Source organism: Paracoccus sp. KKT209, assembly GCF_055635455.1.
In genome coordinates this window covers 315,927-340,133 of record NZ_CM145758.1, presented here as the reverse complement: position 1 = coordinate 340,133, position 24,207 = coordinate 315,927, and the positions used below count along the sequence as shown (strand labels likewise).

The 24,207-nt window shown below is 66.1% G+C and carries 23 protein-coding genes, 1 tRNA gene and 2 pseudogenes; 10 read left to right on the top strand and 16 right to left on the bottom strand.

All coding sequences use genetic code 11. The annotated features are described in order from the left end of the window. Positions 1-9: 9 nt before the first annotated feature. The 5 genes from uvrC to ACZ2G3_RS01655 all read right to left on the bottom strand — a co-directional run bounded on the left by uvrC (position 10) and on the right by ACZ2G3_RS01655 (position 5,864). Complete coding sequence (gene uvrC, locus ACZ2G3_RS01675) at positions 10-1,860, bottom strand: excinuclease ABC subunit UvrC (RefSeq protein ID WP_470397236.1); 1,851 nt, start codon at positions 1,858-1,860, stop codon at positions 10-12. Positions 1,861-2,160: 300 nt separating this feature from the next. Next, positions 2,161-2,889, bottom strand: coding sequence for an SDR family oxidoreductase (locus tag ACZ2G3_RS01670; protein ID WP_470399010.1), 729 nt, complete (start codon positions 2,887-2,889; stop codon positions 2,161-2,163). A gap of 47 nt (positions 2,890-2,936) precedes the next feature. After that, positions 2,937-3,860, bottom strand: coding sequence for a calcium/sodium antiporter (locus ACZ2G3_RS01665; RefSeq protein WP_419269913.1), 924 nt, complete (start codon positions 3,858-3,860; stop codon positions 2,937-2,939). A gap of 105 nt (positions 3,861-3,965) precedes the next feature. Then, a complete protein-coding gene (locus tag ACZ2G3_RS01660; RefSeq protein ID WP_470397235.1) occupies positions 3,966-4,775 on the bottom strand; it encodes a S49 family peptidase in 810 nt (269 codons plus the stop codon). Positions 4,776-4,835: 60 nt separating this feature from the next. Beyond that, entirely contained in the window at positions 4,836-5,864 is a 1,029-nt protein-coding gene (locus ACZ2G3_RS01655; protein WP_419269909.1) for a LacI family DNA-binding transcriptional regulator, read from the bottom strand. 119 nt (positions 5,865-5,983) lie between these two features. Between ACZ2G3_RS01655 and ACZ2G3_RS01650 the strand changes: the two genes are divergently transcribed. Next, positions 5,984-6,060, top strand: a tRNA-Arg gene (locus ACZ2G3_RS01650). A gap of 237 nt (positions 6,061-6,297) precedes the next feature. Here ACZ2G3_RS01650 and ACZ2G3_RS01645 read toward each other — a convergent pair. Both ACZ2G3_RS01645 and ACZ2G3_RS01640 read right to left on the bottom strand, forming a co-directional pair. Beyond that, positions 6,298-6,531 carry a hypothetical protein gene (locus tag ACZ2G3_RS01645; RefSeq protein WP_470397234.1) on the bottom strand — a complete coding sequence of 78 codons (234 nt, stop codon included), beginning with the start codon at positions 6,529-6,531 and terminating at the stop codon, positions 6,298-6,300. A gap of 173 nt (positions 6,532-6,704) precedes the next feature. After that, positions 6,705-6,980 (bottom strand): annotated as a pseudogene (locus tag ACZ2G3_RS01640) (transposase); the annotation flags it as partial. 597 nt (positions 6,981-7,577) lie between these two features. On the opposite strand from ACZ2G3_RS01640, the gene ACZ2G3_RS01635 reads away from it, so the two are divergent. Then, positions 7,578-8,810, top strand: coding sequence for a serine hydrolase domain-containing protein (locus tag ACZ2G3_RS01635; RefSeq protein ID WP_470397233.1), 1,233 nt, complete (start codon positions 7,578-7,580; stop codon positions 8,808-8,810). A 118-nt stretch (positions 8,811-8,928) separates the two neighbouring features. Then, the gene (locus tag ACZ2G3_RS01630) at positions 8,929-9,405 is read left to right on the top strand and encodes a nucleoside deaminase (RefSeq protein ID WP_470397232.1); all 477 of its coding nucleotides are present in this window, start codon (positions 8,929-8,931) and stop codon (positions 9,403-9,405) included. A 224-nt stretch (positions 9,406-9,629) separates the two neighbouring features. Here the strand turns inward: ACZ2G3_RS01630 and ACZ2G3_RS01625 are convergent, their stop codons facing one another. Beyond that, positions 9,630-10,262 carry a purine-nucleoside phosphorylase gene (locus ACZ2G3_RS01625; protein WP_470399009.1) on the bottom strand — a complete coding sequence of 211 codons (633 nt, stop codon included), beginning with the start codon at positions 10,260-10,262 and terminating at the stop codon, positions 9,630-9,632. 11 nt (positions 10,263-10,273) lie between these two features. On the opposite strand from ACZ2G3_RS01625, the pseudogene ACZ2G3_RS01620 reads away from it, so the two are divergent. Next, positions 10,274-10,722 (top strand): annotated as a pseudogene (locus tag ACZ2G3_RS01620) (IS5 family transposase); the annotation flags it as partial. Between the two features lie 39 nt (positions 10,723-10,761). Here ACZ2G3_RS01620 and ACZ2G3_RS01615 read toward each other — a convergent pair. From ACZ2G3_RS01615 to dsbD, 5 genes are read right to left on the bottom strand one after another with little or no spacing between them, the layout of a single operon-like run. After that, the gene (locus tag ACZ2G3_RS01615; protein WP_470397231.1) at positions 10,762-11,310 is read right to left on the bottom strand and encodes a L,D-transpeptidase; all 549 of its coding nucleotides are present in this window, start codon (positions 11,308-11,310) and stop codon (positions 10,762-10,764) included. A 31-nt stretch (positions 11,311-11,341) separates the two neighbouring features. After that, entirely contained in the window at positions 11,342-11,977 is a 636-nt protein-coding gene (locus tag ACZ2G3_RS01610; protein ID WP_470397230.1) for a DsbA family protein, read from the bottom strand. Next, positions 11,974-12,699, bottom strand: a complete 726-nt coding sequence (locus ACZ2G3_RS01605) for a L,D-transpeptidase (protein WP_470397229.1) — start codon at positions 12,697-12,699, stop codon at positions 11,974-11,976. The genes ACZ2G3_RS01610 and ACZ2G3_RS01605 overlap by 4 nt, the downstream gene beginning before the upstream one ends. Before the next feature lie 2 nt (positions 12,700-12,701). Continuing rightward, a complete protein-coding gene (locus ACZ2G3_RS01600) occupies positions 12,702-13,508 on the bottom strand; it encodes a TlpA family protein disulfide reductase (protein ID WP_470397228.1) in 807 nt (268 codons plus the stop codon). Further along, entirely contained in the window at positions 13,505-15,310 is a 1,806-nt protein-coding gene (gene dsbD / locus ACZ2G3_RS01595) for a protein-disulfide reductase DsbD (RefSeq protein ID WP_470397227.1), read from the bottom strand. The genes ACZ2G3_RS01600 and dsbD overlap by 4 nt, the downstream gene beginning before the upstream one ends. A 93-nt stretch (positions 15,311-15,403) precedes the next feature. On the opposite strand from dsbD, the gene ACZ2G3_RS01590 reads away from it, so the two are divergent. The 3 genes from ACZ2G3_RS01590 to ACZ2G3_RS01580 all read left to right on the top strand — a co-directional run bounded on the left by ACZ2G3_RS01590 (position 15,404) and on the right by ACZ2G3_RS01580 (position 18,117). Beyond that, the gene (locus ACZ2G3_RS01590) at positions 15,404-16,078 is read left to right on the top strand and encodes a winged helix-turn-helix domain-containing protein (RefSeq protein WP_470397226.1); all 675 of its coding nucleotides are present in this window, start codon (positions 15,404-15,406) and stop codon (positions 16,076-16,078) included. Then, positions 16,078-17,412, top strand: a complete 1,335-nt coding sequence (locus tag ACZ2G3_RS01585; RefSeq protein ID WP_470397225.1) for an ATP-binding protein — start codon at positions 16,078-16,080, stop codon at positions 17,410-17,412. The genes ACZ2G3_RS01590 and ACZ2G3_RS01585 overlap by 1 nt, the downstream gene beginning before the upstream one ends. Positions 17,413-17,502: 90 nt before the next feature. Beyond that, the gene (locus ACZ2G3_RS01580; RefSeq protein WP_470397224.1) at positions 17,503-18,117 is read left to right on the top strand and encodes a DsbA family protein; all 615 of its coding nucleotides are present in this window, start codon (positions 17,503-17,505) and stop codon (positions 18,115-18,117) included. Positions 18,118-18,358: 241 nt separating this feature from the next. Here the strand turns inward: ACZ2G3_RS01580 and ACZ2G3_RS01575 are convergent, their stop codons facing one another. The 3 genes from ACZ2G3_RS01575 to ACZ2G3_RS01565 all read right to left on the bottom strand — a co-directional run bounded on the left by ACZ2G3_RS01575 (position 18,359) and on the right by ACZ2G3_RS01565 (position 20,858). After that, a complete protein-coding gene (locus tag ACZ2G3_RS01575) occupies positions 18,359-18,538 on the bottom strand; it encodes a hypothetical protein (RefSeq protein WP_470397223.1) in 180 nt (59 codons plus the stop codon). Positions 18,539-19,094: 556 nt separating this feature from the next. Further along, entirely contained in the window at positions 19,095-19,667 is a 573-nt protein-coding gene (locus ACZ2G3_RS01570; protein ID WP_470397222.1) for an alcohol dehydrogenase catalytic domain-containing protein, read from the bottom strand. A gap of 33 nt (positions 19,668-19,700) precedes the next feature. Then, positions 19,701-20,858 carry a bactofilin family protein gene (locus ACZ2G3_RS01565; protein ID WP_470397221.1) on the bottom strand — a complete coding sequence of 386 codons (1,158 nt, stop codon included), beginning with the start codon at positions 20,856-20,858 and terminating at the stop codon, positions 19,701-19,703. Between the two features lie 218 nt (positions 20,859-21,076). On the opposite strand from ACZ2G3_RS01565, the gene ACZ2G3_RS01560 reads away from it, so the two are divergent. Genes ACZ2G3_RS01560 through ACZ2G3_RS01550 form a run of 3 tightly spaced genes read left to right on the top strand, consistent with a single transcriptional unit; the run spans position 21,077 to position 23,993 of the window. Then, on the top strand, positions 21,077-22,063 hold the full coding sequence (locus ACZ2G3_RS01560) for an efflux RND transporter periplasmic adaptor subunit (protein ID WP_470397220.1): 987 nt from the start codon (positions 21,077-21,079) through the stop codon (positions 22,061-22,063). After that, positions 22,060-23,298, top strand: coding sequence for an ABC transporter permease (locus ACZ2G3_RS01555; protein WP_470397219.1), 1,239 nt, complete (start codon positions 22,060-22,062; stop codon positions 23,296-23,298). The genes ACZ2G3_RS01560 and ACZ2G3_RS01555 overlap by 4 nt, the downstream gene beginning before the upstream one ends. Continuing rightward, the gene (locus tag ACZ2G3_RS01550) at positions 23,295-23,993 is read left to right on the top strand and encodes an ABC transporter ATP-binding protein (protein WP_470397218.1); all 699 of its coding nucleotides are present in this window, start codon (positions 23,295-23,297) and stop codon (positions 23,991-23,993) included. The genes ACZ2G3_RS01555 and ACZ2G3_RS01550 overlap by 4 nt, the downstream gene beginning before the upstream one ends. Positions 23,994-24,207 lie beyond the last annotated feature (214 nt).

Sequence of the window (24,207 nt, the reverse complement as noted above, 5' to 3'; positions counted from 1 at the left end):
TTGGGCCGCTCATCCCTTTGGGTGGAAATGGTCATGGACCTTCTGCGCCATGGCGGCCGAAATACCCTCGACCGCCTGAAGATCGGGCAATCCGGCACGGCTGACGGCCTTGGCGCTGCCAAAATGCGTCAGCAGCGCCCGCTTGCGCGCGGCACCGATGCCGGCGATCTCGTCCAGGGGGTTCGACATCTGCGCCTTGGCGCGCTTGGCGCGGTGCGTGCCGATGGCCCAGCGGTGCGCCTCGTCGCGCAGACGCTGGACGAAATACAGCACCGGGTCGTTCATGCGCAGCGCAAAGGGCCGGCGGCCGGGGCGGTGGAATTCCTCCTTGCCGTGGTCGCGGTCCTGGCCCTTGGCGACGCCGATCATCGGGATGTCCTCAACCCCCAGTTCGGCCATGATGCTTTCGACTGCGCTGACCTGCCCCGCGCCGCCGTCGATCAGCAGCAGGTCCGGCCAGGCCTCGGTCTGGCGGTCCGGATCCTCCTTCAGCAGGCGGGTGAAGCGGCGGGTCAGCACCTCCTTCATCATGCCGAAGTCGTCCCCCGGGGTGATCTCGGTCCCCTTGATGTTGAACTTGCGGTACTGGTTCTTGATCCAGCCGTCTGGCCCCGCGACGATCATCCCGCCGACGGCATTGGTGCCCATGATGTGGCTGTTGTCATAGACCTCGATCCGGCGCGGGGGGGCGGGCAGCTCGAAGGCCTCGGCCAGGCCCTCCAGCAGGCGCAGCTGGGTCGCGCTCTCCGACATGCGGCGCGCCAGGCTTTCGCGCGCGTTGCGCAGGGCATTGGCGACCAGGTCGGACTTTTCGCCCCGCAGCGGCACGGCCACCTCGACCTTGCGATGGGCGCGTTCGGACAGGACCTCGGCGGTCAGGTCCGGGTCCTCGGGCGGGTGCGACAGCAGGATCTGCCGCGGCGGCGGCTTGTCGTCATAGAACTGCATCAGGAACGCCTGCATGACCTCGTCCGGGCTCTCAGCTCCGCCAAGCCGGGGATAGAAGTCGCGGTTCCCCCAGCTCTGGTTGCCGCGGATGAAGAAGACCTGCACGCAGGCCTGCCCGCTTTCCATATGCAGCGCCACGATGTCGGCCTCGGCCACGCCCTTGGGGTTGATGGCCTGCACGGACTGAACCGCGGTCAGCGCCTTGATCCGGTCGCGCAGCGCTGCGGCGCGCTCGTACTCCATGTCCTCTGCGGCCTTGGCCATCTCGGCCGCCAGGTTCGACTGGATCGTCGTCGTCTTGCCCTGCAGAAAGCGCTCGGCATCGCTGACCAGGGTGCCGTAATCCTGTTCGCTGATCCGGCCCACACAGGGCGCGCTGCAGCGCTTGATCTGGAACAGCAGGCAGGGGCGGGTGCGGGATTCAAAGGTGCTGTCGGTGCAGTTCCTCAGCAGAAAGACGCGCTGCAACTGCGTCAGCGTGCGGTTCACCGCGCCCGCGCTGGCGAAGGGGCCGTAATAGTCGCCCTTTTCGGACTTGGCGCCGCGATGCTTCTTGATCTGCGGAAAGCCGTGGGACTTGGCCACTAGGATGTTCGGAAAGGATTTGTCGTCGCGCAGCAGCACATTGTAGCGCGGCTTGAGCTGCTTGATCAGGTTCTGCTCCAGCAGCAGCGCCTCGGTCTCGGTGTTCGTCGTCAGGAACATCATGCTGGCCGTTTCGCGGATCATCCGCGCGATGCGGCCCGAATGGCCCGAAGGCCGGGCATAGTTCGACACCCGCGCCTTCAGGTCGCGGGCCTTGCCGACGTAAAGCACCTCCTGCTGGGCGTTCAGCATCCGGTAGACGCCGGGGCTGCCGTCAAGCGTGCGAAGATAATCCTGGATCAGCGCGTGGCCGGTTTTCTGGGTCATGAGGTCAAAGTGGTGATTCTGAGGGCCGCTGCAAGTTCCGGAACCGGAGCGCAAGCACGAAGCTTTCCACGGAATCTGTGGATAATTCTGTGGGCGAGCTGTGAGGATGGAGCGAAGGGACCAGCAATCGTTACACCTTCGTGAAGTTGCCGATAAAATAGGCAGTTTTCAAGGGGATTGAATTCATTGAGGAATTTAATCCCTCGCCCCGCCACAGGGGAAAAAGCATGAAGATTCCAAGACATAGGTCCGGTTCCCTGACCGAAGTGGACAACAGGCCGCCACAGGTCCGGATCGGGCCTATTCAGGCCCCTGCACATCCGGTGTCCGCCAGCCCAAGTGCTGGCCGCCATCGACGCAGATCAGTTGCCCGGTCACGGCCCGCGCCTCCAGAAGATAGGCCAGCGCCTGGGTGATGCCCTGGGGATCGGCGCCGCGGTTCAGGATCGTGCCGGCGCGCTGTCCCGCGAAATGCGCGGCCGACTGGCGGGCGCCGATCATGGTCGGGCCTGGCCCGATGGCATTGACCCGGATGTCGGGCGCCAGGGCCTGCGCCGCGGTACGGGTCAGCGACCACAGCCCCGCCTTGGCGATGGAATAGGTCATGAACTCGGGCGTGGGCTTCAGGACGCGCTGATCGACCATGTTAATGACCACGGCGCGGGCCTGCGGCTCTCCGTTCTCGTCGCGAGCGGCCTTGGGTGCCTGCGCCGCAAAGGCCTGGATCAGCTGAAAGGGCGCGCGCAGGTTCGAGCCGATATGGCGGTCCCAGCCCTCCATCGTGGCGCTGTGGATGTTGTCATAGTCGAAGATCGAGGCGTTGTTCACCAGCACCGTCAGTGGCCCGATGGCCTGCGACACGTCGGGAACCAGGCGCGCCGTCGCCGCGGGGTCCAGAAGGTCGGCCTGGAAGGTCTGGGCCCGCACGCCCAGGGCCCGGGCCTCGGCGGCGGTGTCTTGGGCTTCGGCTTCGGACCCGGCATAGTGGATCGCCACGTCATGGCCGTGCCGCGCCAGCTCCAGCACCATGGCGCGCCCCAGCCTGCGGGCGCCGCCGGTCACAAGCGCGACGCCCTTCACAGCAGCACCCAGGCATAGGCGGCATAGCCGACCAGAAGCGCCCCCCCGACCGGACGCGTCAGGCTGAGGCCCCGGAACAGGAACGGCGCCAGCAGCAGCGACGTGGCCAGCATCACCCAGAGGTCCAGGCGCAGCATCTCGGGCGGGACCGGCAGGGGCGACACGATCGAGGTGATCCCAAGGATCGCCAAGATGTTGAAGATGTTCGAGCCCACCACGTTGCCCAGCGCCATGTCCGCCCGCCCCCGCATGGCCGAGGCGACCGAGGCCGCCAGTTCCGGCAGCGAGGTTCCCACGGCCACCAGCGTCAGCCCGATGACCACTTCGCTGATGCCAAAGACGCGCGCGATGTCGGTGGCGCCGCTGACCAGCAGGTTCGCCCCGATGGGCAGCGCGATCAGGCCGCCCGCAAGCCACAGAACGATCTTGCCCCATGTGGCGCCCAGTTCCGCGCCCTCGATTTCCGCCGCATCGGCGCGGCCGGTGGACAGCTGGCGCCAGAGCACCGCGCCCAAGGCCAGCAGCAGGATGATCCCTTCCAGGCGGCCGATCTCTCCGGTGAAGGCCAGGGCGATCAGCAGGATCGAGGCGCCGATCATCATCGCCCAGCTTTCGCGCAGGTCATGCCCCTTGGTGACGATGACCGAGACCAGGGAGGTGAAGCCCAGGATGACCAGCACATTGGCGATGTTCGAGCCGACGACGTTGCCCATGGCGATGGCGCTGGACCCCTTCAGCGCAGCCGAGAGCGACACAATCAGTTCGGGTGCCGAGGTACCAAAGGCCACCACGGTCAGGCCCACGACCAAGGGCGTCATGCCAAGGCGCAGGGCCAGGTTGACCGCTCCCTTGACCAGCAGGTCGCCACCCAGAACAAGCAGGGCCAAGCCGCCCAGCACAAGCAGTATGTCAACGATCACGTCGTCCGATCCCCAGTAGGTTTTTCAATGTGCGGCGAAAGGCGGGGCCTTTGACCAAGGCCATCACCACCATGACAAGCAGGAACAGGACAACGACGCGCAGGCTCATCCGCGGGTCCCGAAGCGCTGAAAGGCGGCGCGATCCTCGGCCGCATCCATCAGCGCCTCGGCCGACAGGCCAAGCCGGCGCAGCAGCGGGCGGCGCATTCCGTGCACCTCGAACCGCAGCCTGTCGCCGTAAAGCGCCTTCATCTTGGGGACCAGGTGCCCGATCCCGTCGGCCAGCCCAAGGCGCACGGCCTCGCGTCCGGCCCAGAATTCTCCGGTGAACAGGTCGCGCTCCTCGCTCAGGCGGGCGCCGCGACGGGCGCGCACGTGGTCCTTGAAGGCCTGGTGGATCGGCTCCAGGATCGTGTGAAGGCGGGCGACATCCTCGGGGTTTTCGGGGCGGAACGGGTCCATGGTGGATTTCGACCGCCCGGCCGTGTGAACGCGACGTTCGATCCCCCAGCGGTCGATCAGCTGGTGAAAGCCGAAGCCCGCCGAAATCACGCCGATCGAGCCCAGGATCGAGCTTTCGTCGGCCCAGATCCGGTCGGCCGCGCAGGCCAGCCAGTACCCGCCCGAGGCCGCGACATCCTCGACAAAGGCATGGACCGGCACCTCGGTCTCGTCGGCCAGGCGGCGGATGCGGGCGGCGATCAGCGAGGACTGGACCGGAGATCCCCCGGGCGAATTGACGGCCAGGGCGACGGCCACCGGCTTGCCGCGGCGGAAGGCGCGTTCGATCAGCGGGGCCAGGGCCGCGTCGTTCAGCCCTCCGCCCCGGCCGGCCCCGCCGATGGTGCCCGACAGGCGGATGACCGCGACGCGCGGCTTGCGGGACAAAAGGCGGTTGTTGAAGGCAATACCCATGGCCCCACAGATAGGCGCAAGTAGCACCACCCACAAGGCGGCCCCGGATGGCGCAAAAGGCTAGCCCGCGTCCGCGGCGCGGATCGTGTCGCCGGGCATGAAGGTAGGCGTCAGCGCGATGATCCGGTTGTCCGGGATCGGGTCCTTGCCCGAAACCAGGCGGGCGGCACGGCGACCGACATCGACCCGCCGGGCATCCGTGGTGGCCAGGCGCACCGGCAGGCCGTCCAGCAGGTCCACCCCGTTGAAGCCCGCCAGCCCGATCCGGCCGGGAATGTCATAGCCCTTGTCGATGCAGTAGAGCAGCCCGCCCGCCCCGATCATGTCGTTCGAGAAATAGAGGAAATCCAGATCGGGCGCCCGGGTCAGGATCCGCTCGGTCAGCTCGCGCCCCTTCAGCAGGCTTGATCCGCCCTGGTAATATTCGCGCGCCTCCAGCTGGACCCCGGCCAGGGCCAGGCCCTCCTCGAAGCCCAAGAGGCGCTTTCTGGCACGGTGGTCTTCGGGCATGTGGGTGCCGACAAAGCCGATGCGCCGATAGCCGGCCGCCAGGATGCGCGCCGCCATCTCGCGGCCCGCGCGGATGTGGGAAATGCCGACCAGGGTGTCGATGCCCTCGCCGTCCACGTCCATGATCTCGACCACCGGGATGCCCGAGTTCTGCAGCATCGCCCGCGACGCCTTGCTGTGTTCCAGCCCCGCCAGGATCACGCCCGAGGGCCGCCAGGAGAGCATGTCGTAAAGGACCATCTCCTCGCGCGCGGGGGAATAGTTGGTGACGCCGATCACCGGCTGCAGCCCCGTGTCGTCCAGCTCGGCCGAGATGCCTCCCAGCACATCGGGAAAGACCAGGTTCGACAGCGAGGGGATCACCACCGCGACCAGGTTGACCCGCTGGCTGGCCAGGCCGCCCGCGATCTTGTTGGGCACATAGCCCAGGGCCTTGGCGGCGGTCAGCACCTTTTCCCGCGTCGCCGCCGAGACATCGCCCCGGTTGCGCAACACGCGGCTGACGGTCATCTCGGAGACGCCCGAAGCCTCGGACACGTCTCGAAGGGTCAGAGGGCGGCGGGGTCTTGTGGGGATCATGGGGCGGGTTCTCGATCTGCGTCGGGCGATGTTAGCGAAGGACAGGAGTGCCGACAACTGCCCCTTGATCAGCCAAAGCTTGCCAAGGCGGGCGTGGCGCAGTTAAAGGTCAAGGCGTCGGCCCCGTGGCTCAACTGGATAGAGCAGCCCCCTCCTAAGGGGCAGGTTACAGGTTCAAGTCCTGTCGGGGTCACCAAACAACCTTGTGCCAATAAAGTACAAGAGTGCGCGATTTGCGGGTTCTGTGGGCACACAGCGTCAAGTGATTTCTGACGCGCGATTGCGTGGTTTTGGTAAGCCGCTGTCCGAGGTCGATTTACTGATGTGGTTACTTATGTGGAAAGCGCCGCGTTCGTTTGGGGGCATCACCGCATGGGTCAACTCATTGCCTGACCCTCGCCCGCCTTCTCAGCAGCAGGAACTGCCGCGGCGGCTATTCGATCGCCCCGAACTCGCTCCGGCAGGCCTTGAAGCCATGATAGGACGTGTTGCCTAGCGGGGCATGGACGCGGATATTCCGCGCCCGGATGGCGGCGATGCGTCCCACGGAGACCTTGCTGTTGGCCTGTGCTGTCTGGGTAGTTTCCCATTTGGCGGTCCCAGGGCTCGCGTGGGCCAGCGCGTTCAGCTCGTCGACGATCGCCTTTTCATCTGAGGTTCTCCTCATTCCCTAGACAGGATCTGACGCTTTTTAAGCTCTGACCTGCTCCTGCTGGTCCGTTTGCGTTGCTTCGATGTGCGGTGATGTAGACCACTGCTGGTGGTCGGCCGCCAAGGGCCTCGTGCCGGCGGCGGTGATTGTAGAAGTCGATGCCCGACCGGCGCAGCCGGTGCCTTGCCTCACCTCCCGCGCCAAGGCTTCAGCTTTCTTGCCAGAAGAGAGTTGGCCACCGGCAGTTCTCCGATCTTGGCATGCAGCTCCCTGACCCGGTCTTCATCAATGACCGGCGTCTTGCGGCCACCGCGTTCAAACACACCGGACGCGCCGTCCAGCAGCGCACGTCCCCACTGCTTGATCATCGGCTGACGCACGCCGAACCGGCTCGCCAACTCCGACACGGTCTCCTCGCCTTTCAGCGCCTCAAGTGTCGCCTTCGCCTTGAACTCAGGGGCACTCCGCTTTCGTTTCGACCTCGTCGATCTCCCTCGCGGTGAAGATCAACAGACAGCAAAGCAGACCTTAACGTCAGTGCCCAGTTTCGCGACCACCTCAATGGCAACATCTCTCATCTGGGCGCGCGCATATATCCCATGCCACGCTGTCGCAGTACGCGACCACTCGAATCAGTGAGACAAAAAGCGGGCGCTGGTTCTGCACGCAAGAGGAGGCCTGGGCACCTGCGGAGCATGCCCCTCGGACATAGAGTTCGCCGATCGTCTCCCGGTCCTTCACCTTGGGGAGCGATGTCCAGCCGCGGCTTTAAATCCTGCCAAGAACATGGTGGTACCCGCATCTCCCGGAGCGAATCACTGCACACCGTGCTCCTCGCCACGCGGCTTCGAGAAGCTGATCGCGGGCGCCAGGCAGCGGTGCGTGCGACCTAGCCAGCGCCCCCAGTGCGGCGAGCCGAGGTTCCGGGCGTTGGTGACGCCCGGATTGTGAGCGGTCTTCAAGACCGACGGGGGGTGAGGGCATAATCCATAGATTGAGCTGCCCCTTGCACATCGTGCAGAACTGTCGTCCCATGGGTTGAACAGAAGGAGGAGGACGGCATGACCCCGAGCCCGATGTATCGCACGCGCATCCTGCTGACCCTGGGCAGTCTCTGCCTGGCTTTTCCGGGCCTCGCGGCTGCGCAGGACTATCCGCATGCGGACGAGCCCATCGGCACCGTCGAGGATGTCTACAATGGCCATCTGACGCCCGATCTGGCGGTCAGCACCTTCCGCAACATCGACCGCCTCTTTCCCACCCGGACCATCCCGGCCAGCGACAACCCCCGCGAGCTGCCGCAGGCGCCCGTCGATCTGCCGAACATGGTGAGCTATCAGGTCGGGGACGCGACCTACGACCTTTATGACTTCCTGTCGCTGGACAATGTCACCGGGATGATCGTCCTGAAGGACGGAAAGGTCGTCTACGAGACCTATCAGCGCGGCAACACGCCCGAGACGCGCTGGATGTCGATGTCGGTGGCCAAGTCGATCACCTCCACCCTGGTCGGCGCCGCCATCGTCGATGGTCATATCGGCGGCCTGGACGACATGGTGGTCGATTATGTCCCGGCGCTGGCAGGCAGCGCCTATGACGGGGTCAGCATCCGCGACATCCTGCTGATGGCGTCGGGCGTGGAATGGAACGAGACCTATACCGATCCGCAGTCCGACCGCCGTGACCTGCTGCGCGCGCAGATCGAACAGCGCCCCGGCGCCGCCATGGAGGTGATGGCCGCCCTGCCCCGCGCCCATGAGCCCGGCACGCATCACACCTACTCCACCGGCGAGACGCAGGTTCTGGGTGAACTGGTTCACGGCGCAGTCGGCATGCCGCTGGCGGACTATCTGGCCCAGAAGATCTGGCAGCCCTATGGGATGGAAGCCGATGCAAACTGGTGGCTGGACAGCCCCGACGGGGTCGAGATCGGCGGCAGCGGCCTCTCCGCCACCCTGCGGGACTTCGCGCGTTTCGGGCAGTTCTTCCTGGAGGGCGGGATGATCGACGGCGAGGCCATCCTGCCCGAGGGCTGGACGGAAACTGCCGGGCAACCGCAGGAGCTGAAGGGCGGCGAGACGATCGAGTATGGCTACATGTGGTGGCCGGGCTGGACCGAGCCGTCCATCGCCGACGGTGCCTTTGCCGCGATCGGCATCCAGGGGCAGAACATCTATATCAACCCGACGCGAAACGTCGTGATCGCCACGCACATGGCGCAACCAAAGCCCGTGGGCCGGGAGCCTGTCGATCCGCTGGTCGTGTTTGACGCGATCGCTGCGGCGCTGGATTGAAGGAACCTCAGGCTTCCGCCGTTGATGCTGGGCCGCTGGACTGGAATCGATCAGTCACTGCTCATGAAAGCGGCACTGTCTCAAGATGGTTCGGCACATCGAACCGAAAGGAAGCCTCATGATCAACGATACAGATCGGCAGCATCTTCAGCGCTGCATCGAACTGGCAGCTCAGGCACTGCACAGCGGCAATCAACCATTCGGCGCGGTGCTTGTATCCTCCGAGGGTCAGGTTCTGTTCGAGGACCATAACCGCATCGGAGGTGGCGACCACACGCAGCACCCGGAATTCGCCATCGCCCGTTGGGCCGCGAACAACATGGATGTCCGGGAACGTGCCACGGCAACGGTCTATACCTCGGGCGAACACTGCCCCATGTGCGCAGCTGCCCATGGCTGGGTCGGACTTGGCCGGATCGTTTATGCAAGCTCGGCAGCTCAGATGACGGAATGGCTTGCCGAGCTGGGCGTCCCTGCGTTCCGTGTCAGGCCGCTGCCAATCAGCGACGTGATCAGCGACACGGTCGTCCATGGTCCTTTCGAGGAGTTTGCGATGCAGGTCCGCGCCCTCCATGTCCGGTTGCATTCAGGCTAAAGCACCTAGGGAGAGCTGATCAAGCTGCTGCCTGTCGCGAATAGGCAAACCAACCCGGCAAGGCCTCGGCGCAAAACGTTGCTTTGTCATCGGCAGCCAAGGAGTGAGCCGACTGCCTTGGCTGGGTGTGGGCTTGCCTTTCGGTCAGGTGGAATCTGTCCCTCCGGACCCAGGCTATAGCAGAGAATGGCAGAGGCAAGTTCGTGCATCCGCCGCCACCCTGATCAATCTGCGGTGACGCCTTTGGCGAACCGGTCCCAGTCTTCGATGATCATCGACGCGAATGCATTTCCGACGCGGAAAGCATTCTCCGTGGCCGGTCCGAAGCCCCCCGACGTCGCCGACAATGATGCGGCGGTGTCCTGGCCCTCATGCGCACGGTCAAAGTTTGAAGCTGTCCGCAAGATCGCCACGCGGTCCATGTCCAGCCGTCCCGCCTCGGACGCGCGTGTGAGAGCGGTCAGGGTAGCGTTGTCCTCCATCTGGCTCATGCAGTAGTCGGCTGCCCCGTCGGTCAGCAGGGCCGCGTGGTCGGCGACCTCCTGCGCGATCGTCTCGCCATGCCAGTAGGTGTCGGCCGAGACAGAGGCGCAAACCATCACCTGTGGTGCCCCTCGTGCAGTATCCTGGGTATAGTTCGCCCGATAGGCAGCGGCTTCGTCGCTGTCGGCCAGTTCGACCTCGCGCGTGGCATCGAAGGCGGCAGAGACGAGGGCCGGGTTGAGGGTGAAGACCTCGCTGCCCGCGGCCCAGCCCGGCTTCTCGCCCGGCGCCTTGGCACCAAGCTCAACGATCTGACTGGTCCAGTCGGCTGGCGCGTCACGGCTGTCGATACGATGAACCAGACCCGCATCCACAAGGCCGGTGCAAAAGGGCGGCTCCAAAAGAGGCTCTTGGCCGTTCACGGGGTGGTTTTACGACCAAGATCCACCTCCGCGTCAACAGCGCTGGCCTCCCCATGAGGGCCGAAATCACGCCGGCTCAGGATTCAGACTATGCCGGCTCGATCTGGTGATCGCCGACAACCTGCCGTCGCCTGCCGTTCTGATGGCTAACAGAGGCTACGCCTCTGACAAAATCCGGGAAGATGTCGAGAAAAGCGACGCCGTCCCGATGATCGCGATGCACAAGAACCGCAACGTCCGAAAGACCGTGGACATGAGCATCTACACCCTGCGCAACATGGTCGAACGCTGCTTTAACAAGCTGAAGAACACCCGCAGGCTCGCGACACGTTACGACAAAACCGCAAGCAGCTTTTTTGGCTTCATTGACATCGCCTGTGTCAGAAAGGGGCTCCGCTATTTGTCAATATGACCTGGTGTGACAGGAACACCTCGCTCCTCTCGCTGCCCGTCAGATGATCCGGACCTGGGTGCCGACGGGGCACATGCCGAACAACTCCTCGATCCTCTCGTTGTAGAGACCGATGCAGCCATCCGACGACAGGCGGCCGATCTTGCGCGTGTCATGGGTGCCGTGGATCAGGTAGGCGGGCCAGGACAAATACATGGCATGCGTGCCCAGCGGATTGTCCGGGCCGGGGCCCATCGGGCGGTAATGGGGGAACCGCTCCATCATCGAGGCGGTGGGCGTCCAGCTGGGACCCTCCTTCTTGCGCACGATCTTGGTATGACCGCGCTTGGTCAGCTCATCCGAGATGGGGACCGAGGTGGGATAGGTCCGGTAGGTCTGTCCGTCCCCCGACCAGAAATGCAGGGCGCGGGAACGGGTGTCGGCGACAATGGCGCCAAGGCCCAGGTCGTCGAAATGATCCTGCCAGCGCTGCATGGTGAAACTGCTGATGTTGCGATCAGGTGCGGATTGCGCCCGCGCCAGAACCGGTGCGGCCAATCCGCCAGCCGTGATCAGCCCCATCATCCGCCGGCGTGAAACCATGGTCATCTTCTGCTCCTTCTTGGTTTTGGAAATGTGTTCAGGCGCCGTTGCGGGCAGCGGCGATGGCCGCGCGCAGGCGATCCCGGTCCAGCGCACCGGCATGGATGGTGCGACCGATGATGAAGGCCGGTGTGCCCTGCAGGCCAAGGGCGGCCGCCTGCCGGGCATTGCGGCCCATCAGCCCGTCCCATCGTGGCCGCTCTCGAAGATAGCCCTCCAGCATTCGGTCAGGGTCATGACCGGCTGCGGTCAGGGTGGCGCGGAGGTCTTCCTCGGTCAGGCGTGCGGGCGTGGCCATCAGCGCGGATTGCGCGGCCGCATAATGCTCGTGATCCGCCGCCCCCAGCACCATCTGCGCGGCAAGAACCGAGGCGCCCCCGAAGATCGGCCAGTCCTTCATCACCAGGCGGATGTTCCCGTCGGCTTCGACCTCTGCCATCAGATCGGGATGGCCGCGCTTGCAGAACGGGCATTGGTAATCGAAGAATTCGGCAATGGTCAGATCCCCCTGCGGGTTGCCCAGAACAGGCTGATCGGGATCATGAAGCACGTCGTCGACGCTCGGCTCGCCCGTCCGGCCGGGCTGACGCAGCATCGTCCATGCCCCGCCACCAAGCGCCACGAGGCCGGCGCCCGCCCCGGCGGCCAAAAGAGTTCTGCGGTCAAGGGTCATGCCGGTCCTCCGGGCGTCGATGCGGCGGGAGGCACGGTTCCTTGTCCCGACTGCGCTTGGGTCAGAACCACGACCTTGCTCATGCTGCGGGTGTTCTCGGCCAGGTGGATGATGTCCTGGTTGAACAGGCGGATGCACCCGGCCGAACTGGCTGTGCCGATCGACTGCGGGTCGGGCGTGCCGTGGATGCGGTAGAAGGTGTCGCCGCCGCTGTTGTGGATATAGAGCGCGCGCGCGCCCATCGGGTTCGACAGCCCACCCTCGACCCCTGCCGCCGAGGGCCCGTACTGGTCGGGCTTTTCGGCCAGCATGCTGTCGGTCGGCGTCCAGCGGGGCCAGGCGCGCTGGTAGGGTGTATGCGCCTCGCCGGTGAAGCCGTATCCCGCGGCACCGACACCCACGGTGTAGCGCATGGCCTTGTTGCCCGGCTGCACGTGATAAAGCCGCCTGGCATGAGGATCGACGATGATGGTGCCGACGGGTTCATCGGTCCAGTAGTCCACCACCTGCCGGGCCTTGTCTTCCGTCAGCAGGGTCGGGGGGATGGCGGGAACGCTGATCTCTCCGTCGTCCTGTGCGTCATACAGGGCCGCGATTTCCGGCCGGACCAGGGGCGGCGCAGGGATGGCGGGCGGTGGCTCAGTCACATGCGAGGCCGTTTCGCAGGCCGCCACCGTCAGCAAAGCCGTTCCAGCCAGAAACGCCTTCAGAATTCGTGTCATCATCATTCCTTTGCAGTCTTTATCAGGGCGCGAAGCGCGGGGCGGGAGATCTCGCCGGTATGGGCTGCGACCAGTTGGTCCTGATCATCGAAGACCAGGGTGCTGGGGAGGCCCACGGCACCCAGCCGGCCCATCAGGTGCCCCTGCGGATCGCGCAGCATCCCGGTCAGGGGCAGGTTCGCTGCGGCTAGAAAGGCCAGGATCTGGACCGCGCCTTCGCCCTGGTTGGCGAAGATGAACCTGACCTCGGGCATCTCGGCAGCCAGTTCGGTCATCATCGGCATCTCCCTTCGGCAGGGCGGACACCACGTGGCCCAGAGGTTCAGCACGGTCACCTGGCCGCGCCCGGCGAGCTGGACAGGCGTGCCGTCCAGGGCAAGAAGCTCCGTCGGCGGCAGGCGCATCTGAGGAGGGGGCAGCGCAGCCGTGATCGCCTGATACGCGATGATGGCCACTGCGGCGGCGATCAGGACCGGTCGCAGGGCCGCGCCCTGCCCTTTCAGCAGGGCCCACAGCACCACGGTGCCCGCAGCCGCCCAGCCTGCCCCGGCAGAAAAGCCCCCCTGCCAGAGCTTGATTGTATCGAGGGGTGATGCGGCGAAGTCGTTCAGGTTGGACAGCACGAAGCCTGATCGCGCCCCCAGGATCCAGGCCAGCACCAGCCACCCCGCCAAAGGCCCAAGAGTCCGCGGTGACCGGCGGCCATATCTGGCGGCGAGTTCCGCAGCAATCAGGAACAGCAGGATCGACGCCACGGCTGCCAGCCGGGAGGCGTCAAAGGCAAAGGGTCCGATCGAGATCGCGTTCATTCGGTGACCTTGGCGATCGAGGCGATGAGATTGCCGGTTTCCACGTCGCCGACCAGACGGCTGTTCTGTGGTTCCACCCGTGCCGCATCGACGAAGATCATCGTCGGCGGACCGGCGGCGGCCAGGCTGGTCATCATCGCCTGTGCTTCTACGGTGAAGTCCGTCACGTCCACCTTGATGCGGACAAGCTCGCTGAGGGCGTCCCTGACCTGCGGATCCGACATCGGCCCCCGCTCGATGGTCCGACAGGTGACGCACCAGTCGGCGGTGACGTAGATCAGGGCAGGCTGCGATCCTTGTAGCGCGGCATCCAGCGCGGCCTGGGTTGTCACGGTCTGGAACGGCGGCTGCTCCGGCGTCACCTGTGCCGTTCGGCCCGCCAGCGGTGCCAAGGGCCGCATCGGATCATCGGCACCAGCGGCCGCACCGATGGCCTGCATCAGCCCGGCGAAGACCAGCAGCAGACCCGCGGCCGAGGCGGTGCGCGGGCCGCGCGCCGTGTCCGGAGCCAGCCGGTCCAAGGCGCCAAGCGCCACCCCGCAGCCCGTCAGCAGCACCGCCCAAAGCGCCAGAATCGCAGGCCCGGGCAGGATGCGCCCGCCGAGCCAGATCGCCATTCCCAGGAAGACCGCACCAAAGGCGAGCTTCACCCGCTCCATCCACGCCCCGCGGCGCGGCAGGATCTGCGGACCGAAGGCGCCGACCGCCAGCAGCGGCACCCCCTGCCCGAGCCCGAGGGCGAAGAGGGCTGCCGCACCCAAGGCCACGTCGCCCGTCTGCGCGATGTAGATCAGCGCGCCCGCCAGCGGTGCCGTCACGCAGGGCCCGACGATAAGGGCCGAGCCGAAACCGAGAGCTGCCGCTCCTCCCAACGATCCGGCAGAGCCCGGACGCCGTGCCAGACGGGCCTGCAAGCGTGCCGGCATCTGCAGCTCGAACAGGCCGAACATCGACAGCGCCAGCGCCACGAAGACCGACGCGATCGCGCCGATGGCCCAAGGCGATTGGAGCGTGGCCTGCAGATTGGCGCCCGACCAGGCCGCCGCCACCCCCAAAAGCCCGAAGGCAGTCGCCATCGCGATGACATAGGCTCCGGTCAGCGCCAGCCCGCGCCCTGCCGTCATCCCGCTGCCCTGGCGTGTCAGCATTCCGGCAACGATGGGCACCATCGGCAACACACAGGGCGTCAGCGACAGCAACAGCCCGAATCCGAAAAATCCCATCAGAACCAAGGCCACGCCGCCGCGGCTGGCCAGATCGGCCACAAGGCCATCCTCGCCGGCGAGCTTCAGCCCGTTCGGTGCTCCAGATGTCGTGCCGTCAGCCGCAGCGGGTTGTGCCGCATCGCCGCCCGCACGCCAGGATGCGAAAGGTCCGGCTTGCGCGGCTTTCTCGGCCCGAACCGTCCCGTCCGCCTCCAGCACCACCTGCTGGGGCGCATAGCAGATGCCGTCCTGCTGGCAGCCCTGCCAGTGCAGGGTCACCGCGCCCCGGGTATCGGGGAGCGCTGTCGAAACCGGAGCGCGATAGATCTCGTCGCGCCCCATCCAAGGGTCGTCATAGACCTCGCCTTCGGGCAGGAGGAGGGGAAGGGCCGCCCCATCGGGTCCATAGGCTTCGATCTTGCTGCGATAGAGGTAATATCCCGGCTGCACGTCCCAGATGACCTGCAGGCCGCCCGCCGCGTCGGGTGTCACGCTCAAGGCGAATGCGTCGGAGGGATCGAGGGGCGGAGCAGGCTGCGCAAGGGCCGCACTGCTCCAGAATGTCAACGCGGCCAGCGCCGCTGATAGGATTCGCATCATCATGGTGCTGCGGCTAAGGAGCCCAGCTTAAGCGAGGCTTAAGCTGGGCAGGCCAAACCGCCGGATGAGAAGGACAGGAAGGAACCTGTGATGCGATTGCTGATCGTCGAGGATGATCCGGTGCTGTCGGAAGGGCTGTCTGTCGGGCTGGGGCTGTCAGGATTCACGGCCGACACCGTGGGAAACCTGGCGGATGCACGCGCCGCACTGGCCCATAGCGAGTTTGCCGGCCTCGTTCTGGACATCATGCTCCCTGACGGAATGGGCACCGACCTGTTGGGAGAGATGCGATCCCAAGGGAACATGCTGCCGGTCCTGCTGCTGACGGCGCGTGACCAGGTGCGCGATCGGGTTGCCGGCCTGGACAGTGGGGCCGACGACTATCTTGGAAAGCCCTTCGATCTTGACGAGCTGGCGGCCCGGATCCGCGCCATGCTGCGCCGGCAGGGTGGCCGGGCCAGCGCTGTCCTGCGCTGGAGCGGGCTGGAGTTGGACCCGGCCGCGATGACCGCCAGCCGGGACGGCAGCCGCCTGCGCCTGTCGCGGCGCGAATTCGCCATCCTGCACGCGCTGGTGGAACATCCCGGCCGCATCCTGTCGCGGACGCAGCTGGAAGAGCGTCTTTATGGATGGCAGGAAGATGTCGAAAGCAACACGGTCGAGGTGCATGTCCATCATCTGCGCGCCAAGCTGGGTCGCGAGGTGATCCAGACGGTGCGCGGCCTTGGCTACTGCGTCCCGGCTAGCGAAACGGGGGCGGACTGATGTCGATCCGCCTGCGCCTCATTCTCGTTCTGACGCTTGCCACCAGCGCGATCTGGCTTTCGGCGGCATGGTGGATCAACGTCTCGACACGCGCGCAGGTCGAACAGGTGCTGGATGCCCGGCTGGCCGAGGCGGCGAACATGGTCAGCTCGCTCATGGCCGACCGACGCATCGCACTGGATGAGGCCGGCGCGGAGACCAGCATCGCGCTGCCGGGGACGGCAGAGTATTCGCGCCAATTGTCCTGCCAGATCTGGTCGCTTCGGGGAAACCTGCTGGGGGCATCTTCCGGAGCGCCAGATGCCAAGCTTTCCGAGGACGAAGGCTTTACCACGACCCTGATCGATGGCGAGCCCTGGCGTGTCTTCACCGTGGCCAATCCCGAGGTGGGGGTGCGGGTCATGGTGGGCGACCGGATCCAGGTGCGCGATCGCCTGGTGGGGGATGTGGTGCAGGGGCTTCTCTGGCCGCTGGCGGTGGTCTTTCCGGCGCTCGCGCTGCTGATCCGGATCAGCGTCGGCCGGGGGCTGGCACCTTTGGCGCATCTGGAAACCGCTCTGCGCGACCGCAAGCCGGATGACCTGAGCCCTTTGGCAGGAGCCGGCGACCCGCGCGAGATCCGGCCGGTGCGCCGGGCGCTGAACAGTCTGTTCCAGCGCCTCGACCATCTTCGCCAGACCGAGAGGGACTTTACGGCCTTTGCGGCTCACGAGTTGAAGACGCCCTTGGCGGGACTGCGGACCCATGCGCAGATCGCCCGGATGGCCTCCGATCCGGCGGTGCGCGACCGGGCGCTGGCGACGATCACGACCTCCGTCGACCGCACAGACCGGATGGTGCGCCAGCTTTTGGACCTGACGGCCATCGACCAGGACGCGGCCTCGGCCGAGCGTCTGGACGCGGCCGCCCTGCTTTCCGAGATCGCCCGCCAAGCCGAGGACCAGGCCCGCCCGCGCGAGGTGCGCCTGGACGTGCAGGCGGGACCTCTCCCGCCACTCCATGCGCCGCGCATCCTGGTCCACAGCGCCCTGCGCAACCTGGTCGAGAACGCGATCCAGCACTCGCCACAAGGCGGGACGGTCAGGCTGACTGCCTCCGGCGATGGGCCCTTCATGGTCTTCAAGGTCAGCGACCAGGGCCCCGGGATCCGGCCCCAGGACCGCGCCCGGGTCACGGACCGGTTCTGGCGGGGTCCGGGCCGGGACGTGCAGGGCAGCGGGTTGGGTCTGGCGATCGTTGCGGCCGCCGTCCAGCGCATGGGCGGACGGATGGAACTGGGCAGCGGCAGTGGCGGTCAGGAGGTGACGATCTCTCTGCCCCTGTCACCCCGCTGATCTCCGCCCCTCTTAAGCCACCCTTAAGCTTGGGCGGCCAGCCTCTGACGATCCTGCGCAAGAGCGCGTCGAACAGTCCGAGGATGAAGCATGCAACGCCGGAACTTCCTGATCGCCAGCACGGGTCTGCTGGTCCTGCCCACCACGGCCCTTTCGGCACGGAACAATCCCATGCCAGAGGAACTGAGACAGGTGCTGGAGCACGATCCGACCGCCCCTGTCCTGGGAAATCCGGACGGCGATGTGACGTTGACGGAATTCTTCGACTACAACTGCCCCTTTTGCCGCAAGATGGTCGACCCGATCCATCGCCTGATCCTGTCGGACCCAAAGCTGCGTGTCGTCTTTCACGAATGGCCTGTCTTCGGGGCGGATTCCGAGGCGGCGGCGCGCGCCTCGCTCGCGTCACTGCAGCAGGGCCGGTACTGGCAGATGCACCGGGCCATGTTTGCCATCCGTGGCCGAGCCGGTGCAGATACGGCCATGCAGGCCGCCAAAGAGGCTGGCCTGGACCTTGCACGTCTTCAGCAGGACATGCAGTCCGAACAGGTGGAGCGCCATATCACCAACAGCTTTCTTCTTGCCGATCACATGGGCCTGATGGGCACGCCCAGCTTCATCGCCGGCGACGAAGGAGCCTTTGGCGAATACAGCTTTGATGACATGCGTCGCCTGATCAGCCGCGCCCGCGAGGCCTTGGCATAGCGATGATGCCGGGCGCCGACGTCATTTTGATGCCGCTGGCCAACAGGCCCCCAGAAGGCTGGCACCGAGGCATGTAGGAACAAGGAAGAAGATTGCTGCGGCAAATGGCAAGAAGGTCCCGCGTAGCAGAGGCCGTACAATCAATCTTGCTGCGCCGGACACCAGCGGCCGCTCTAGGGAAGCTCCACTGCAGCAACTGCCGAGAGCCGAAGGGCAGCTATGGGCCGAAGTGTTCGCGGGTTCATTTCGACGCCGAAAAATACTTTACGTCACAGTCCCTTTCTGACGGGTTCGGAATGCCGCCTTCCGGAGTGTGCTCCACCGGCAAAAATCTTGCGGCTCCAAGCAGGAACGCGATGATTCGTTGCCGGCTGTCAAGAACGCCCCGGAACCAAACCTGCTCAAGCTGGCGCTCCTGCATGCCTTCAAGTTCTGAAATGATGCAGGCTCTTGCTGACGGGTTCCGCCGGAGCAACCATTCGACGTAATGTCAGCTGTAGGCGCAGATCTCGACACATGTTGCCGCCTCGACCGAAAATTCGGTCGTCATTGGCACCCAGTCACCGACAAGGTCGCCAGGCTGATAGAGGCCGACAATGCTTCGACGCCCACTGACGGACAGATGTTCGACCCGCAGCAACCCTGACCGTAAGATGCCTGCGAACTACGCCCGTGCGCCGACGCCGCTGACCAAGCCTCCAGGCAGGAAGGTTTTGCGCGATACGCCGATGGATGATTTCCCCTCGGCCGCCAGTTGAGCACAAAGCCTCGCAGGATCACCACCGACATGTGGATGCCGGCACAGACTACGCTGCCCCCTTTGCGGACAGCCCGCAGCGCGAGAGGGACAAGGCTGCCGTCCGGGGCGAAGACGATGGCTGCATCCAGCGCGTCAGGCACGGACTCATCAGTTCCTCCGGCCCATATCGCACCAAGCCGAATTGCAAAGTCCTGCGTTGGCTTGTTTTCGGGCCGTGTCAGGGCGAAGATGCGCCTGTTCTGGCGTACAGCGATTTGCGTGATGATAGGTGCGGCGGCACCGAAGCCATAGATGCCGATGCTTTACCAAGGCCGGCGGCCTTTAGCGCGCGATAGCCGATCAAGCCCGCACACAGCAGCGGCGCAATCTGCGGCGCGGGGACATCTTCGTCCAGCGGAACGATGACGCGGGCTTCGGCGAGGCAGGCCTCTGCATAGCCGCCATTGACGGTGAAGCCGGTGAAGTCCGCAGCGTCGCAAAGGTTCTCGCGGCCCGCGCGGCAATAGGGGCAGGTACCGCATGATCTGGACAGCCAAGGCACCCCGACCCGCTGCCCGAGGCGCAGGCCATGCATATCGCCGCCCATCCGCTCGATCCGCCCGACGAGTTCGTGGCCCGGTACCAGCGGCAGGTTGCCTTCTGTCAGCTCGCCGTCGATGATGTGCAGGTCCGTTCGGCAGACGCCGCAGGCCCCGACCCTCAGCCGGATCTGGCCGCGCTCAGGCCCTGGCAGAGGAAGTTCCGCATACTGCAGCGGGCGCCCCGACGCTCTCAGGATCACGGCGCGCATTGTGTTCGGGCCTGCCGCCGCACCGACCCTGATCTACGGCACCTCCCGCGGCGGCGGTGCCAGCCGCTCTGCCAGCACAAGCGCCATGGCCCCGAGGCCGAGAATGCCCAGAAGCATGTTGGCCATCCATCCCAGCAGCGGCACGAAGTTCAGCAGCGCCGCCAGAAGAAGCGCGAGGGCCAGTCCAAGAACGGACCAGCCGAACCCGGCAGGTGCCGCATGACCCCGCAGTCCCGCCAGAACGGCCTGCGCGGCGACATGCAGCCCCAGAAGGTAGCCGAGGGTCCAGAGCAGGATCAGGGCAAGGATCGCGATCGGCACAAGCGGCAGCCCGATCAGCGATGCGGCCGCCACCGGGATCGCGCCGACAAGGGCGCTGAGCCCGAGGGCGCCCAGCAGCAGCGCGCGCCACGGCCGCAGGCTCGCCTGCCGCCGCAGGCGCTCGACCAGAACCGGCGCCGAGGCCAGGAATGCCGCACCGGCCGCGAGCAGGAACAGAAGTGTCAGGACGGCGGCCAGCGAAAGGCCGAGGGCGCCGGGAATGCCCCATTCCTCATGATGCGCCAGCATCCAGTCGCGGCGCCATTCGCGCCCCGGGTCGAACCTGCCCGCCTCGGACATGGGCCGGCGGGTGATCCGATCTGCAGGAACAACGGCGCCCGGCACCTGGACTTCGTCGGGTGCCGCCAGGTGCAATTGCCCGGCAATGCGGGCGGCGGGTCCGAACGCGAGATGGTCAGCCGCGATCCAGGCATCACCTCCGACGGGCGCGTCCAGTGTCACGGCACCACCGGAAGCGACCAGCGTCCCGCGGACCGGAGCCGCGATGCTGACGCTGCCCCCGGCCAGTCGCGCATTGCCCTCCACGGAGGCGCCCGGGCCGACGGACAGCGAAAATCCTCCTGCTGTCAGGTCGCCGCCGACGGCACCATCAAGCGTGACGTCGCCGCCCATGGCATAAAGATCACCCCCCGTCGCGCCGCTGGCGTGAACGCTGAAGCCGGCCAGATGCGCGTCCCGTCCAATGGGGGAGTCCACCCGCACGGCTGGCCCGGCGGCAAACAGGCTTCGCGGCGCGGAGGCGATGCGGCTGGCACCCTCACCGCCCGCGTAGACGTCCGTTCCAATGGTCACGGCCTGCCCGCTCGCGCCCGAGACGAACAGCAGAAGCGGCAAGAGCAACACAGACATTTGCGTCACGCGCATCGGAAGACCCTCGTGATCCAGTAAGGGCCCCAGTCTCTGCCGGTGGGCTGACTTCCGCATTGATGCGGATCAAGGTCGCGGCGCCTCGGATCGCCGATGCTCGGGTCAGATTGCGAGCGCGGAGTGGCTAGCAGGATGAGTACCGCAAGGAGCGCAGGATCTGGTCACGTGCCATGAAGATCAAAGGCAGGTACATCGCGGTAATGCTTGTCTTGGCCGCGATCTTGGCGGCTGCGGCAGCCGTGTGGTGGTGGCTGCGTCCGCCGCTGGTCGAGGTGGCGCCGGTGACGCGGGGCGATGCTGCCGAGATCGTCTACGCGACGGGCACGGTCGAACCCCGGCACTGGGCCAAGGTCGCGCCGCTGATGCGTGAGAGGATCGTCTGGCTCTGCAACTGCGAGAGCCAGGAAGTTGCCCAGGGCGCCGAACTTGCAAGGCTGGATGACAGGGAGGCGCGCGCCGCACTGGATGAACTGCGCGCCCGGCAGGCCTTTACGGCGCGCGAGCTTCAGCGGCTGCGGGATCTGGCGGACCGCAACGTGGCCAGCCGGCAGGACCTGGAGCGGAGCGAAAGCGAAGAGGCACGGATCGAGGCGCAGATCGCGGCACAGCAGGCCCGGCTGGAGAGCTATATACTCCGGTCCCCGATGGGCGGCACGGTGCTGCGCCAGGATGGCGAGGTCGGCGAGATCGCCGAGCCCGGTGCCCCGCTGTTCCACGTCGGCCAACCGCAGCCCTTGCGCATTCTCGCCGAGATCAACGAGGAAGACATCCCGCGGCTCTCGGTCGGCCAGCGGGCGCTGCTCCGCTCGGATGCCTTCCCGTCTGCGGCACTGGAAGCCAGGTTGGACAGCATCACGCCGATGGGCGACCCGGCCGCACGCACGTATCGCGTGCGGCTGGCACTTCCAGGCGACACGCCGCTGCTGATCGGGATGACCGTCGAGGTGAACATCGTCACGCGCCTGCACAAGGATGCGCTTCTTGTTCCGGCCGAGGCCGTGTCGGCGGATGGCATGGTCTGGGTGCTGGAGGCCGCCAAAACCCGGCGCGTTCCTGTGGTGCTGGGGATCCGCGGCGCAGACATGGCAGAAGTCCTCGACGGGTTGACGCCTGGTCAGCAGCTGATCGTCCCGGTCCCTGAAGGACTGAGCGACGGCGCCGCCGTCAGGACCGGGGCCGCGCCATGAGTCTTCTGCTGATGCTCGCCCTTGCCCATATTCGCGGCCGCGTCCGCCAGATGCTGGTCGCGGGACTGGGCGTCGCCTTGGGCGTCGGCTTTTCCATCGCGATGGCGGCTCTGATGCAGGGCTCGCAGCAGGACTTCATCCGCCAGCTTGTCGATACGATCCCGCATGTCGAGGTCACGGACGAACTTCGGGCCCCGGTTCTGCAACCGGCCGAAGGTGCCTTCGCAGCCACCCGGTTCTTCGGCCTGCGCCCGCGCGAGGACAGCCGCGGCATCCGCAACCCCTCTGCCGTCCAGGCGGCGCTTCGTGCCTGGGTGCCGGGGCGGCTTGCCCCGGCGCTTCGCACGCAGGCGGTGGTGCAGTTCGCTGGACGTGAGGCTGGCGTTGCGCTTTTCGGCGTTGTTCCCGACGAAGAGGCGGCCGTGTCCTCCATCGCGCACGACTTCACTCTGGGCAGCTTTGCTGCCCTGCTAGCGGGCGGTAACAACATCATCATCGGGCGCGCCTTGGCCGAGAAGCTGGGCGCGGCGGGGGGCAGCACGGTGGGCCTTGTCACCGGCGACGGCCGGCGGCGCGATTTCCGCATCGTGGGCCTGTTTCACACGGGAACGCGTCCGCGCGATGAGGGCGAGGTCTATGTCGCGCTGAAGGCGGCACAGACGCTGTCAGGGCGGACGAGCGCGATCAACACGATCCGCATCCGCCTTGACGATCCCTCGCAGTCGCGGGCGGTCGCCGCGCGCGCCGAGGCCCTGATCGGACAGAAGGCAGTTTCCTGGGAAGAGGCGAACCAGCCGATCCTCGAGGCGCTGACCGTCCGCAACATCATCATGTATACGGTCGTCGCTGCGATCATGCTGGTGGCGGGCTTCGGGATCTTCAACATCGTCTCGACCATCACTCATGAGAAGGCGCGTGATATCGCGATCCTCAAATCGCTTGGCTTTCCGGCACGCGACATGCGCCGCCTGTTTCTTCTGGAAGGGCTGATGATCGGCGCCGCGGGATCGATCCTCGGCTGGATCACGGGCTATGGGCTGTGCCTGGCGCTGCAGAGTATCCCCATCGACCTTGAGGAACTGGGCGGCGCCACGCGCCTGCCCCTGGCCTGGAGCCCCCTGCACTACATCCTGGCCACTTTTTTCGCCCTGGCGGCGGCAGGGGTGGCGGGCTACCTGCCGGCGCGGCGCGCGGCGGCCGTCAACCCGGTGGACATCATCCGGGGTGCCACATGACCGCGATGATCGACGCCGCCCACCTGACGCGCACGCTGCCCGCCGTCGTTCCTGTCACGCTGGTGCGGGACGTCTCTCTGTCGATCGCCGAGGGCGAGTTTGTTGCGCTGACGGGGCCGTCGGGTTCCGGCAAGTCCTCGCTTCTCTACCTGTTGGGGCTGCTGGATCGCCCTTCCGCCGGGACGCTGAGGATCCGGGGTAAGGATACGGGGCCGCTTGACGAGGACACGCGGGCGCGTGTCCGGCTGCAGGAGATCGGCTTCGTCTTCCAGTTCCACTTCCTGCTGCCCGAATTCACCTTGCGCGAGAATGTCGAACTGCCCATGCGCCGGCTCGCGCGGCTATCTCCTGCCGCGATCCGGCATCGCGCCACCGATCTTCTCGAGCAGCTGGGGCTGGCGGGGCACGTCGAGAAGCGGCCCGACCAGATCTCGGGGGGACAGAGGCAGCGCGTGGCCGTCGCGCGCGCCCTCGCCAACGATCCTCCGCTGATCCTGGCGGACGAGCCCACCGGCAGCCTTGACCGCAAGAGCTCGAGCCAGGTGTTCGAGATCCTCCGGACCCTCTCAGGCGCTGGCGGCAAGACCGTTGTTGCGGTGACGCATGATCTGGGGCTTGCGTCTCAGACGGATCGGCGCCTTGAGCTTGTGGATGGGGCGTTGACAGATCCTAAGCCTGCGCCGCAGCAGGGTTGACCTCGCGGTTCCTGAATTTCCCAAGGCCGAGCGCCTTCCGGGCCTGATCCACAACCTCTGCCTCGCTGCTGCATTCTCCGACCAGAGCCCAGCTGATCTCGACCGCGGCCGCCTTGATCTGCCGGTCTAGAACGGTTCACCGATGGCCGGTACGGCTGCGGCTCCGCGAAGCAAGTGCCAGGAAGGGTGTCGTGGCAGATTCGGGCGCCGCAGC